Genomic DNA, 12,077 nt, shown 5'->3' on the forward strand with positions numbered 1-12,077 from the left:
AGGGTGTCTCACAACAAGTCGGGCGGATCTCGCGGGCCCCGAGGCCATCCGGTCCAGCATCAGGGCGGCTCGAACGATTACAGCCGTCGGCAAACCCAGTGTCAAGCGCGGAAGGGGCATTCTATGCGTAATCACTTGCATCCGCGGGCCCTGGCGGCTCGCGCTTTCACGCTTGACAACGGGACTCACGCGGAGGTGTCCGGCCCTCTCGCCGGCGCCCTCACCACGAGCGCCACGGCCGCGGCGATCAGCACCATGCCGCACAGCATCACGGCCGTCAGGGGTTCCCCGAACAGCGCCCACGCCATCAGCGCGGTGCACGGCGGCACGAGGTACATGAGGCTCGTGACCTGCGTCGCCGCGCCACGCTGGATCAGCAGGTAGAGCAGCGAACTGCCGCCCACCGTGAGGCCCACCACCGACCACGCCATCGCACCGAGGAGGTGCGGGTGCAGGTCGATCGCACCGGCCTCGAACGGCACGAACGGCAACGTGACCACGAGGGCCGCACACAGCTGGATCGCATTCGCGGTACGCACATCGCACGGTTGCACATGCCGCTTCTGGTAGAGCGTGCCCGCGGTGATGGACAGCAGCGCGGCCAGCGCGAGCGCCAGGTTCCACGCCGTCACCTCACCCGCGCCGAGCTTGTGCCACACCACGAGCAGCAGGCCCACGAGGCCGAGCACGAGGCCGGCCCACTGCCGCGGTGAGACCCGGTGCGATTCACCCTGCCGGCTCAGCCACACCGCGGTGAGCACCGGCTGCAGGCCCACGAGCAGCGCGATGGTGCCCGCCCCCATGCCGAACCGCACCGCGGCCCACACGCCGCCGAGGTAGCCCGCATGCATCAGGATGCCGGTGGCGGCAAGGTGGCCCCACTGCGCGCGGTCGCGCGGCCAGGCCGGACGGGCCCAGGCGATCCACACGAGGAAACACAGGACCGACAGCGCGTAGCGCAGGCTCAGGAACGCGAGCGGCGGCGCATGCGGCATGCCGTAGCGCGCCACGATGAACCCCGTGCTCCACACCGGGATGAACACCGCGGGCATCGCGCGGACGAGCCAGGACCCGGCGGACGAGGACATCGCGGCCGGGGCGTCAGCGGGCCTTGTCGCGGATCTCCGGCAGCGCCTTCTGCAGGTAGTACACCATCGACCAGATCGTCAGCACCGCGGAGATCCAGATCAGTACCGATCCCCACAACTGCGTATCGATCACGCCGAACAGCGTGCCGTGGTACAGCAGGAACGGGATGGCCGTCATCTGCACCGCGGTCTTGAGCTTGCCCACCATGTGCACGGCCACGCTGCGCGATGCGCCGATCTGGGCCATCCACTCCCGCAGCGCGGAGATGGCGATCTCGCGGCCGATGATGATCAGCGCGACGAGCGCATGCACGCGCCCCAGGTGCACGAGCACCAGCAACGCCGCGCACACGAGGAACTTGTCCGCGACCGGATCGAGGAACGCGCCGAACGACGACGTGAGCTTCATGCGCCGGGCGAGGTAGCCATCGGCCCAGTCGGTCAATGCGAACACGACGAAGAGGATCGTGGCGGTGATGTTGCGGACGGGCTCCGACAGCATCTCCAGGTAGAACACCCCGACGATCAGCGGAATGGCGACGATGCGCGCCCAGGTCAACAGGGTGGGAAGATTGAAAAACATGAGGGCATTGTGCCGAAGTTCTCCGCCACGGGCGGACCGCCGGTCAGTGATCGAGGGTGCGGGGCTTGAAGCGCAGGTCCTCCTGGAACAGGAACACCTCGACGAACTTCCACGGCTTGGGCAGGTGGCTCACGTCGCCGAACGGCGCCGCGCGGTGCACCGCGTCGATGGCCATCTGGGTGGTCTCGGGCGCCTGGCCGGGGTAGCGCAAGACCGTGATGCGCCGCACCGAGCCGTTGCCGTTCAGCTCGATCTCGAGCACCGGGATGGCGAGCAGCTCGTCGGGCGGATCGGTGTCGTACGTGCCGTTCGGGTTGGCCTCGACGAGGCGCAGCGCGGCCTGCACCTGCACCTCCTTCATGGAGCGCAGCCGCGCTGGCGCCGGCAGGCGCACGGCCGGTTCGGCGATCACGGGCGGCTTGCCGGACGGCGCGCCCTCGCGGCTGGCGCAGGCGGCGAGCACCATGCACCCGACGACCACGGCCCACTCAATGCAACGCACGGTAGATCTCCTCCGCCAGGTCCCTCGAAATGCCATCGACGCTGAGCAGGTCCTCGACGCTCGCGTCCCCCACCCCCTTCACGCCGCCGAAACGCTGCAGCAGCTTCGCACGCTTCTTCGGCCCCACGCCCGCGATGTCCTCCAGCCGGCTGCCGCTCGTGCGCACGCTGGCGCGCTTCGCCCGCATGCCGGTGATGGCGAAGCGGTGCGCCTCGTCGCGGATCTGCGCCACGAGCATCAACGCGGCCGAATCGTGGCCCAGGTACACCTTGTCGCGCCCGTCGGCGAACACCAGTTCCTCCAGGCCCACCTTGCGGCCCTCGCCCTTCTCCACCCCGACGATCAGGCGCAGGTCGATGCCCAGCTCGGCGAACACCTCGCGCGCCATGCTGACCTGCCCCTTGCCACCGTCGACCAGCACCAGGTCGGGCATCCGGCCGGTGCCGGCCTCCACGGCCGCCACCATCTTGCTGTAGCGGCGCGTGAGCACCTGGCGCATCGCGGCGTAGTCGTCGCCGCCCGTGATGCCCTCGATGTTGTAGCGGCGGTACTGGCTGCTCTGCATCTTGTGGCCCTCGAAGACCACGCACGATGCCTGCGTCGCCTCGCCGGCGGTATGGCTGATGTCGAAACACTCGATGCGAAAGGTGTCGAGGTTCTCGGCCTCGAGGTCGAGCGCGTCCACCAGCGCGCGCGTGCGCGCCTGCTGCGAGCCCTCCTCCGACAGCAGCCGGGTGAGCTTCAGGTCGGCGCCCTTGATGCACATGTCGAGCCACGCGCGGCGCGGCTCACGCGGCATGGTCTGCGCCGTGACCTTGATGCCGCTCTGGTCCGACAGCGCCTCGATCAGCGCCTTGTCGACCCCATGGCTCAACACGAGCAGCGGCGGCACCGAGCTGTCGAGGTAGTGCTGCGCGATGAAGGCCTCGAGCACCTGCACCTCGGGTGCCGGCTGGGTCTCGCGGCCCGCCATCTCCTCGGCGGACATCGCGGTGGCGTCCTCCACATGCGTGGGGAAGTACGGCCGGTCGCCGAGGTGGCGCCCACCGCGCACCATCGCGAGGTTCACGCAGGCGCGACCGCCCTGCACCTTCACGGCCAGGATGTCGGCGTCCTTCGTGTCGCCGCCCCGGTTGTCCTCGACCGACTGCTGGTGCAGCACGAGGGACAGCGCCGAGAGCTGGTCGCGGATCTCGGCCGCCTTCTCGTAGGCCATGGCCTCGGCGTGTTCCATCATCTGCGCCTGCAGCTGCTCCATCACCTCGGCCTGGTCGCCCAGCAGGAAGCGTTCGGCGTTCGCGACGTCGCGGGCGTAGTCCTCCTTCGAGATGAAGTCCACGCACGGGCCGGTGCAGCGCTTGATCTGGTACAGCAGGCACGGGCGCGTGCGGTTGTTGAAGACCGTGTCCTCGCACGTGCGCAGCCGGAACACCTTCTGAAGCAGCTGGATGGACTCCTTCACCGCCCACGCGCTGGGGTACGGGCCGAAGTAGCGGTGGCGGCGGTCCACCGAACCGCGGTAGTACGCCATGCGCGGGAAGTCGTGCGACGCGATCTTCAGGTACGGGTAGCTCTTGTCGTCGCGGAACAGGATGTTGTAGCGCGGGTTGAGCGTCTTGATCAGGTTGTTCTCGAGCAGCAGCGCTTCCGCCTCGGAACGCACGACCGTCGTTTCCATCCGCACGATCTTGCTCACCATGTGGCCGATGCGCGTGCCGCCATGGTTCTTCTGGAAGTAGCTCGACACGCGCTTCTTCAGGTCGCGCGCCTTGCCCACGTACAGCACGTGGTCCTGCGCGTCGAAGTAGCGGTAGACGCCGGGAAGGCCCGGCAGCGCGGCCACGTCGCCCAGCAGCTGGCGACGCGCGGGGTCGAGGGCCGGATCGTCGGATGCCGGGAGGTCGTTCGGTTCGGTCATGAGAGCCCCATTTTGCCGCCCTCCGATAATCCGGGCATGGGCCTGCATTGGGATGTGTTCTGCCGCGTCATCGACAACCATGGAGACATCGGCGTCTGCTGGCGGCTGGCCGCCGACCTCGCGTCCCGCGGCGACACCGTGCGGCTGTGGACCGACGACGCGTCCGCCCTCGCGTGGATGGCCCCCGGTGGCGCACCCGGCGTGACGGTGCGGCCGTGGCCCGCCGAGCCCGACCCGGGTGAACCCGGCGACGTGGTCGTCGAGGCCTTCGGCTGCGAACTGCCCGACGGCTTCGTGGCCGCGATGGCCGCGCGCCCCACGCCTCCCGTGTGGATCAACCTCGAATACCTGAGCGCCGAGGACTACGTCGAACGTTCGCACCGACTGCAGTCGCCCCGCATGCGCGACCCCGGCCGCGGCCTCGTCAAGTGGTTCTACTACCCCGGCTTCACTGCGGCCACCGGCGGATTGCTGCGGGAACCGCCGCTGGCCGCCGAGCGCGAGCGGTTCGACCGCGCCGCGTGGCTCGCATCCGAGGGCATCGCCGTGCGCCCGGGCGAGCGCCTGGCCAGTGTCTTCTGCTACCCGAACCCGGCCCTGGCCGAACTGCCCGCGCGGCTGGCCGACCGGCCGACGCTGCTGCTGCTCACGCCGGGCATCCGCCTCGAGGGCCCGTTGCCCGACGGCGTGCGCACCCACGCCCTGCCCTGGCTGCCCCAGCCCGGCTACGACCGCCTGCTGTGGTCGTGCGACCTGAACTTCGTGCGGGGCGAGGATTCCTTCGTGCGGGCCCAGTGGGCGGGCAGGCCCTTCGTGTGGCACATCTACCCGCAGGACGACGGCGCCCACGTCGAGAAGCTGCAGGCCTTCCTGGACCGGTTCCTCGCCGGCGCCGACGAGGCGACCGCGGCCGGCGTGCGTGCCTGGTGGGCCGGCTGGAACGGCCTCGCGCCCCTGCCGGCCACGTTGCCATCCCTGGCGGGCTGGGGCGCCCGGTGCGAAAGTTGGCGCTCGGGCCTGGAGGCCCGCGAGGACCTCGTCACGGGTTTGCGCCAATTCGCCATCGAATCGAGCTAAAATCCAAGGCTTTGCGCGTTCCGACAGATCCGGGCCGCGCACAGAACCGCGTCAAGACCGCCAGGCATCGTGCCTGCACCCGACGCTCCCGAACACGGAAATCGCCATGAAGATCGCACAGGAAATTCGCGCCGGCAACGTCATCATGCACGGCAAGGACCCCATGGTCGTGCTGAAGACGGAATACAGCCGCGGTGGCCGCAATGCCGCCACGGTGCGCATGAAACTCAAGAGCCTGCTGAACAACTCCGGCACCGAAGTCGTCTTCAAGGCCGACGACAAGATGGACCAGATCATCCTCGAGAAGAAGGAGTGCACCTACTCCTACTTCGCCGACCCGATGTACGCGTTCATGGACGCCGAGTACAACCAGTTCGAGGTCGAGTCCGAGAACATGGGCGATGCCATCCAGTACCTCGAAGACCAGATGCCGGTCGAAGTGGTGTTCTACGACGGCAAGGCCATCTCGGTCGAACTGCCCACCAGCCTGATCCGCGAAGTCACCTACACCGAACCCGCGGTCAAGGGCGACACGTCGGGCAAGGTGCTGAAGCCCGCCAAGCTGGCCACCGGCTTCGAGATCTCGGTGCCGCTGTTCGTGGAAACCGGCGACAAGATCGAAATCGACACCCGCACGCACGAGTACCGCAAGCGCGTCTGAGCCCCGGCTCCGATGCCCGCTGCTGGCACTCTCGAAAAGGGCACTTCGGTGCCCTTTTTCTTTTTCACCTGATGGCCCACGACTCCGCCCTCGACCTGCTGCCCGCCCGCTGGGCCGGCCACGACCGCTTCACCGTGCTGCTCGACACGTTCGGGCGCGGCGAGGGTTTCGCCGCGCTGTGGGCGGCCTGGCGCGCGGATCCCGCGCGTTGCGGCACGCTGCACGTGGTCGCGCAGGGCCCCGTCGACGACGCGGCCCTGCGGGCGACGTGCGCGGCGCACGGCCTGCCGGCCACCTGGCCCGGCGAATGGCCCCCGGCCACGCCGGACTTCCACACCCTCGTGCGGGAGGGCGGGCGCGTGCGGCTGCTGCTCGCGCTCGGCGAACCGCGCCGCTTCTGGCGTGAACTCGTCGCGCGGGTCGATGCCTTCCAGCTCGAGTCGCCCGACCTCGACCCGGTGGGCCTGCCGAAGGCGCTGGTGCGGCTCTCGGCCCCCGAGGCCACGGTGAGCTCCCCCGGCGCCGCGCCGGCCTTCCGCGCCGCGTTGCGCTCGCGGGGCTTCGTGTTGGCCGACGATCCGCAGGCCGCCGTCACGGCGCAGTACCGCCCGGCTTTCACGCCCAGCCGCGCACCGGTGCGCCAGGTGGCCGCCGCGTCGACCGGGAAACACGCGCTGATCGTCGGCGCGGGCCTGGCCGGTGCTTCCACGGCCCTCGCGCTCGCCCGTCAGGGCTGGCGCTGCACGCTGATCGACCGGCACGCCGAACCCGCCACCGAGGCCTCGGGCAATCCCGCCGGGCTCTTCCACGGCATCGTCACCGCCGACGACGGGCCACACGCACGGTTCAATCGCGCCGCGTCCTTCGAGGCGCACCGTGCGGTGTCACGGGCCATCGAGGCCGACGGCCGCCTCGGCGGTGCGCAGGGCCTGATCCGTCTGGAGGACGCCGCCACGCCGGTTGCATCGATGCGGGCCCTGCTCGCCCGCCTCGGGCTCGGTCCCGGCTACGTGCAGGCGCTGGACACGGACGCCGCGAGCGCCACCACAGGCATCGCACTCCACCAGCCCGCGTGGTTCTACCCGAACGGCGGCTGGGTGCGGCCGGGCCACCTCGTGCGCTGGATGCTGGCCGAGGCCGGTGAGCGGTGCGAGTTCCGCGGCGGCATCGATGCCCGGCGCATCGAACGCAGCGGCAACCGCTGGCGCGTGTTCGATGCCGACGACACCGTCGTCGCCGAGTCGGAGGTGCTGGTGATCGCCAACGCCATCGACGCGCTGCGCCTGCTGGGCGGCCCCGCCTGGCCGCTGCAGCCGGTGCGGGGACAGATCAGCACCGCGGACGCGGCCCTCGCGGGCACGCTGCCCGCCGTGCCCATCGCGGGCGGTGGCTACGTGATGCCGCCCGTGGACGGCCGCGCGGTGTTCGGCGCCACGGCGCAGGCCGGCGACCCCGATCCCGCGCTGCGCGACGAGGACCACGCCCACAACCTCGCCCAGCTCGCCCGGCTGCTGGGCCATGGGGTGCCGCTGGCACCCGGGGCGCTCGACGGCCGCACCGCCTGGCGCTGCGTGAGCGACGACCGCCTGCCATTGATCGGAGAGGTGCCCGACGTGGCGATGGGCGCGGGCGACGCGGCGCCCACCCTGGATCAGGTGCGCTTCGTGCCCCGTCGCCAGGGCTTGTTCGTGTTCACGGGGTTGGGCTCGCGTGGCATCACGTGGAGCACGCTCGGCGGCGAGGTGCTCGCGGCCGCCATCGCTGGGGCGCCCTCTCCGCTGCCGTCCAGCCTGCTCGACGCGGTGGATCCGGCGCGATTCTTCACCCGGGCCGCGCGGCGCGCGGCGGCTCCGGGCGCGGGCGGTCAGCCCGCGGACTGATTTTCGGCCGACGGGGCCGCGGGTTCGCCGTCCTCGCCAGCAGCTTCCGCTGCCTCGTCGTCGGCAGCCGGCGCGTCGCCGTGCAACTTGCGGTCGGCCTTTTCCTTCAGCTTTTCTTCCTTCTTCTTTTTCTTGGCCAGCTCGCGCTGGCGCTTCTCGAACGAATAGTTGGGTTTGGCCATGGGCACATCCTTCCAGCAGGTTGCAAAACGGGCAACGACAACGCGAGGGTACGCGCTTTTCGCACGCGTTGCCCGATCCCGAGACTAGAAAGTCAGCGTCTTGACACCTTGCGCGGTGCCGAGCAGGCACACGCTGGCGCGGTTGCGCGCGAAGATGCCCACCGTGACCACGCCGGGCCACTGGTTGATGTCGCGCTCCATGGCCGCCGGGTCGGTGATGCGCAGGCCGCGCACGTCGAGGATGTGGCAGCCGTTGTCGGTGACCACGCCGGCGCGCAGCGTGGGCTGGCCGCCGAGGGCTTCGAGGCGGCGCGCCACCTGGGCCGCGGCCATGGGGATCACCTCGACCGGCAGCGGGAAGGCACCCAGCACGTCGACGAGCTTCGATTCGTCGGCGATGCAGACGAAGCGCTCGGCCGTGTCGGCCACGATCTTCTCGCGCGTGAGCGCCGCGCCGCCGCCCTTGACCATGTGGCCGCGGTGGTCGATCTCGTCGGCGCCATCGATGTAGACGGGGATGCTGGGCACCGTGTTGCTGTCGAGCACGGTGATGCCGTGGGCGCGCAGGCGCTCGGTGCTCTTCTCGCTGCTGGAGACGGCGCCGGCGATGCGGTCCTTCATCGTGGCGAGGGCGTCGATGAAGCAGTTCACGGTGGAGCCGGTGCCGACCCCCACCACGGTGCCGGGCACCACGTAGGCCAGCGCGGCCTCGCCAACCAGCTTCTTCAGTTCGTCTTGGGTCATGGGTCCACTCGGGTTTGAGACAATGCCGTCATTATCCAAGACCCTCGCCCGCATGGCCCTCGTTCCCTACGCCCTTACCCGCCCGGTTCTCTTCGGACTCGACCCTGAACACGCGCACGAGGTCACGCTCGGCACCCTCGCCCGCATCCAGCACACCCCGCTGATGTGCGCCGTGGCGCAACGCCGCATCGACAGCCCGGTCACCGTGGCCGGCCTGAACTTCCCGAACCGCATCGGCATGGCCGCCGGCGTCGACAAGAACGGCCGCTGCATCGACGGCTTCGGCGCCCTGGGCTTCGGTTTCATCGAGGTGGGCACCGTCACGCCGAAGGGCCAGCCGGGCAACCCCAAGCCCCGCATCTTCCGCCTGCCCGAGGTCAACGGGCTGATCAACCGCCTCGGGTTCAACAACGACGGCCTCGACGTGTTCGTCGCGAACGTCCAGCGCAGCCGCACATTCCGCCAGAAGGGCGGCATCCTCGGCCTGAACATCGGCAAGAACGCGGCCACGCCCATCGAGAACGCGCTCGACGACTACCTGATCTGCCTCGACGGCGTGTACCCGCATGCGGACTACGTCACCGTCAACATCTCGTCGCCCAACACGAAGAACCTGCGCGCGCTGCAGTCCGACGAGGCGCTCGACGCCCTGCTGACCGCCATCGAGGCCCGCGCCCGCGTGCTCGCCGGCCAGCATGGCCGCCGCGTGCCGCTGTTCGTGAAGATCGCCCCCGACCTCGACGAGACCCAGGTGCAGGTGATCGCCCGCACGCTGAAGAAGACCGGCATGGACGGGGTCATCGCCACCAACACCACCATCTCCCGCGACGCGGTGCGCCACCTGCCGCACGGTGAAGAGACCGGTGGCCTGTCGGGCGGCCCGGTGTTCGAGGCCAGCAACCGCGTGATCGCGCAACTGCGCGCCGAACTGGGCAGCGGCTTCCCCATCATCGGTGCCGGCGGCGTGATGAGCGGTGCCGACGCGAAGGCCAAGCTCGCGGCCGGCGCCGACCTCGTGCAGATCTACACCGGCTTCATCTACAAGGGCCCGGAGCTGGTCTCCGAGATTGCCCGGGCCACGTCCCGCGCCTGATTCTGCGAGACTCGGCGGGGTGCGCCGGCAGGTGCCGGCGCCTGGAGTACGCGTTCATGTCCCTGTCCCGCTGGCTCGCGCCGGGCCTCCTGCTGCTTCTGGGTGCCTGCAACACCCTCCCCACCATCGTTCCCGACATGGCCCGCAAGCCGCCCACCGTGCAGGTGGAAGGTGCCGCGGGGCCGCTCACCAAGGCCCAGAGCCAGGCGGTGCTGGACCGCCTCAAGGCGAGCGGCAAGCCCACCAGCATCTTCGACCGCCACCTGGCGTTCGAGGAAGCCGTCACCGGCACGCCGCTCGTGACCGGCAACAAGGTCACGCTGCTCGTCGACGGCCCCAACACCTACAAGGCGATGTTCGCGGCCATCCAGGCCGCGCGCGACCACATCAACCTCGAGACCTACATCCTCGAGGACGACGACGTGGGGCAGCAGTTCGCCAACGCCCTCATCGTGAAGCAGCGCGCGGGCGTGCAGGTCAACGTGATGTACGACAGCGTCGGCACGCTCGGCACGAAGAAGGAGTTCTTCCAGCAGCTGCGCGACGCCGGCATCCGCACGCTCGAATACAACCCGGTCAACCCGCTGACCGCGAAGGCCGGCTGGGACGTCAACGAACGCGACCACCGCAAGCTGCTGGTGGTGGACGGCCGCACGGCCTTCCTGGGCGGCATCAACATCAGCAGCGTCTACGAGGGCGGCTCGTTCAGCAAGCGGTCCGGGCGAAGCACCCGCACGGACGGCAAGGACGATGCGCTGCCCTGGCGCGACACCCACCTCCAGATCGATGGTCCGGTGGTCGCCGACCTGCAACGCCTTTTTCTGGAGACGTGGGCCCAGCAGAAGGGAGAGCCGCTGCCCTCCCGGAAGTACTTCCCCGACCTCCCGAAGGTGGGGGATGACGTGGTGCGCGCGATCGGCAGTTCGCCGAAGGACCCGTACAGCCTGATCTACGCGACGCTGATCTCGGCCATCGACAGCGCCGAGTCGGAGATCCTCATCACCAACGCGTACTTCGTGCCGGACCCGCAGCTGATGGCCGCGCTCAAGGCCGCCGTGGCGCGCGGCGTGAAGGTGTCGCTGGTGCTCCCGAGCAAGACCGATTCGGGCCTCGTCTTCCACGCCGGCCGCGCCTCGTACACCGAGCTGCTCGAGGCAGGCGTGCGCCTGTACGAGCGCAAGGGCGCGCTGCTGCATTCGAAGACGGCGCTGATCGACGGCGTGTGGTCCACCATCGGTTCCACCAACCTCGACTGGCGCAGCTTCCTGCACAACCTCGAAGTGAACGCCGTGATCCTCGGCCCCACGTTCGGACGACAGCTGAAAGTGCTGTTCGACCGCGACCTCGCCGAGTCGTCCGAGATCACGCTGGAGGCCTGGAACCACCGCGGCATCGGGCCCCGCGTCCGAGAAACGCTCAGCAAGGCGTGGGAATACTGGCTCTGATACAAGCGACGAACCCGTTGCCGGAGCCCTGCCGATGAAACTGTCACCGCCCGCCCGATCCCTCGCCGTCCTGTCGGCCGCCCTGCTGGCCACCGGCCTGTGCGTCGCCCAGGGCAACCCCGCCGCGCTGAAGTCGCGCCACGCCGCGCTGCAGCCCCAGCTCGCCCAGAACGCCTACGGCCGGCCGCTGCACATCGAATCGTTCGAGAGCGGCGACACGCTGCGCGGCGAGGTGCATGCCGTCGTGGACCACCCGTTCCCGGAAGTGCTCGACATGCTGAAGTCGCGCGACAACTGGTGCGACATCCTGATCCTGCCGTTCAACGTGAAGCAGTGCCTCGCGCCGAAGGACTCGTCCACCATCTCGCTGCGCGTGGGCCGCAAGTCCGACCAGCCCGTCGAGGACGCCCACCTCGTCGCGTTCACCTACAAGCTCGCGGCCAGCAGCGCGAGCCACCTCCAGGTGCAGTTGAGCGCCGAGGAAGGCCCGCTCGGCACCCACGACTACCGCATCGTCGTCGAGGCCATTCCCATCGACGCGAAGCGTTCGTTCATCCACCTCTCCTACTCGTACGGCTACGGCCTCGCCGCCAGGGTGGCGATGAAGGCCTACCTCGCCACCACCGGCAGCGACAAGGTGGGCTTCAGCATCGCGGAACGCGGCGCCAAGGGCGAGCCGGTCTACGTGAAGGGCGTGCGCGGCGTGGTCGAGCGCAACGCGATGCGCTACTTCCTGGCGGTGGACGCCTACCTGGGCGCGCCGGAGCAGACCGACCGCCGCCTGCGCGACTGGTTCAAGGCGAGCGAGCAGTACGCCGTGCAGCTGCACGAGATGGACCTGCCCGAGTACCTCTCGATGAAGACGCGGGAGATCAACCGCCAGGCGAAGGTGGGATCCTGACGA

At 69.6% G+C, this 12,077-nt stretch carries 12 protein-coding genes; 6 read left to right on the top strand and 6 right to left on the bottom strand.

The window, feature by feature from the left end:
* Nucleotides 1-185: 185 nt before the first annotated feature.
* Genes A4W93_RS16610 through uvrC form a run of 4 tightly spaced genes read right to left on the bottom strand, consistent with a single transcriptional unit; the run spans nucleotide 186 to nucleotide 4,091 of the window.
* Nucleotides 186-1,088: a DMT family transporter gene (locus tag A4W93_RS16610; RefSeq protein ID WP_237357555.1), complete on the bottom strand. Its 903-nt coding sequence runs from the start codon at nucleotides 1,086-1,088 to the stop codon at nucleotides 186-188.
* Between the two features lie 13 nt (nucleotides 1,089-1,101).
* A complete protein-coding gene (gene pgsA, locus A4W93_RS16615; protein WP_085751664.1) occupies nucleotides 1,102-1,671 on the bottom strand; it encodes a CDP-diacylglycerol--glycerol-3-phosphate 3-phosphatidyltransferase in 570 nt (189 codons plus the stop codon).
* Nucleotides 1,672-1,714: 43 nt separating this feature from the next.
* Nucleotides 1,715-2,173, bottom strand: coding sequence for a hypothetical protein (locus A4W93_RS16620; RefSeq protein ID WP_237357556.1), 459 nt, complete (start codon nucleotides 2,171-2,173; stop codon nucleotides 1,715-1,717).
* Complete coding sequence (gene uvrC, locus A4W93_RS16625; protein WP_085751666.1) at nucleotides 2,160-4,091, bottom strand: excinuclease ABC subunit UvrC; 1,932 nt, start codon at nucleotides 4,089-4,091, stop codon at nucleotides 2,160-2,162. The genes A4W93_RS16620 and uvrC overlap by 14 nt, the downstream gene beginning before the upstream one ends.
* Before the next feature lie 36 nt (nucleotides 4,092-4,127).
* Here uvrC and earP point away from each other — a divergent pair, with 36 nt between their 5' ends.
* The 3 genes from earP (at nucleotide 4,128) to mnmC (ending at nucleotide 7,709) form a co-directional block, all read left to right on the top strand.
* Entirely contained in the window at nucleotides 4,128-5,168 is a 1,041-nt protein-coding gene (gene earP / locus A4W93_RS16630; RefSeq protein ID WP_085751667.1) for an elongation factor P maturation arginine rhamnosyltransferase EarP, read from the top strand.
* 106 nt (nucleotides 5,169-5,274) lie between these two features.
* Nucleotides 5,275-5,829 (top strand): elongation factor P, encoded by a 555-nt coding sequence (gene efp, locus A4W93_RS16635; protein ID WP_085751668.1) that lies wholly within the window; start codon nucleotides 5,275-5,277, stop codon nucleotides 5,827-5,829.
* 71 nt (nucleotides 5,830-5,900) lie between these two features.
* The gene (gene mnmC / locus A4W93_RS16640) at nucleotides 5,901-7,709 is read left to right on the top strand and encodes an FAD-dependent 5-carboxymethylaminomethyl-2-thiouridine(34) oxidoreductase MnmC1 (protein WP_085751669.1); all 1,809 of its coding nucleotides are present in this window, start codon (nucleotides 5,901-5,903) and stop codon (nucleotides 7,707-7,709) included.
* Here mnmC and A4W93_RS16645 read toward each other — a convergent pair.
* Nucleotides 7,694-7,891, bottom strand: a complete 198-nt coding sequence (locus A4W93_RS16645; RefSeq protein WP_085751670.1) for a hypothetical protein — start codon at nucleotides 7,889-7,891, stop codon at nucleotides 7,694-7,696. The genes mnmC and A4W93_RS16645 overlap by 16 nt on opposite strands.
* A gap of 84 nt (nucleotides 7,892-7,975) precedes the next feature.
* Nucleotides 7,976-8,635: a ribose-5-phosphate isomerase RpiA gene (rpiA, locus tag A4W93_RS16650; protein ID WP_085751671.1), complete on the bottom strand. Its 660-nt coding sequence runs from the start codon at nucleotides 8,633-8,635 to the stop codon at nucleotides 7,976-7,978.
* A 52-nt stretch (nucleotides 8,636-8,687) separates the two neighbouring features.
* Between rpiA and A4W93_RS16655 the strand changes: the two genes are divergently transcribed.
* From A4W93_RS16655 to A4W93_RS16665, 3 genes are read left to right on the top strand one after another with little or no spacing between them, the layout of a single operon-like run.
* Entirely contained in the window at nucleotides 8,688-9,728 is a 1,041-nt protein-coding gene (locus tag A4W93_RS16655) for a quinone-dependent dihydroorotate dehydrogenase (protein WP_085751672.1), read from the top strand.
* Between the two features lie 56 nt (nucleotides 9,729-9,784).
* The gene (gene cls / locus A4W93_RS16660; RefSeq protein WP_085751673.1) at nucleotides 9,785-11,173 is read left to right on the top strand and encodes a cardiolipin synthase; all 1,389 of its coding nucleotides are present in this window, start codon (nucleotides 9,785-9,787) and stop codon (nucleotides 11,171-11,173) included.
* 34 nt (nucleotides 11,174-11,207) lie between these two features.
* A complete protein-coding gene (locus A4W93_RS16665) occupies nucleotides 11,208-12,074 on the top strand; it encodes a hypothetical protein (protein WP_085751674.1) in 867 nt (288 codons plus the stop codon).
* Nucleotides 12,075-12,077: the final 3 nt, after the last annotated feature.

This window comes from Piscinibacter gummiphilus, from assembly GCF_002116905.1.
In the GTDB taxonomy this organism is placed as follows: Bacteria; Pseudomonadota; Gammaproteobacteria; order Burkholderiales; family Burkholderiaceae_C; genus Rhizobacter; species Rhizobacter gummiphilus.

Coding starts and splice junctions, on each gene's coding strand:
- A4W93_RS16610 (WP_237357555.1), bottom strand. CDS start 1,088: ATGTCCTCGTCCGCCGGGTCCTGGCTCGTCCGCGCGATGCCCGCGGTG.
- pgsA (WP_085751664.1), bottom strand. CDS start 1,671: ATGTTTTTCAATCTTCCCACCCTGTTGACCTGGGCGCGCATCGTCGCC.
- uvrC (WP_085751666.1), bottom strand. CDS start 4,091: ATGACCGAACCGAACGACCTCCCGGCATCCGACGATCCGGCCCTCGAC.
- earP (WP_085751667.1), top strand. CDS start 4,128: ATGGGCCTGCATTGGGATGTGTTCTGCCGCGTCATCGACAACCATGGA.
- efp (WP_085751668.1), top strand. CDS start 5,275: ATGAAGATCGCACAGGAAATTCGCGCCGGCAACGTCATCATGCACGGC.
- mnmC (WP_085751669.1), top strand. CDS start 5,901: ATGGCCCACGACTCCGCCCTCGACCTGCTGCCCGCCCGCTGGGCCGGC.
- A4W93_RS16645 (WP_085751670.1), bottom strand. CDS start 7,891: ATGGCCAAACCCAACTATTCGTTCGAGAAGCGCCAGCGCGAGCTGGCC.
- rpiA (WP_085751671.1), bottom strand. CDS start 8,635: ATGACCCAAGACGAACTGAAGAAGCTGGTTGGCGAGGCCGCGCTGGCC.
- A4W93_RS16655 (WP_085751672.1), top strand. CDS start 8,688: ATGGCCCTCGTTCCCTACGCCCTTACCCGCCCGGTTCTCTTCGGACTC.
- cls (WP_085751673.1), top strand. CDS start 9,785: ATGTCCCTGTCCCGCTGGCTCGCGCCGGGCCTCCTGCTGCTTCTGGGT.
- A4W93_RS16665 (WP_085751674.1), top strand. CDS start 11,208: ATGAAACTGTCACCGCCCGCCCGATCCCTCGCCGTCCTGTCGGCCGCC.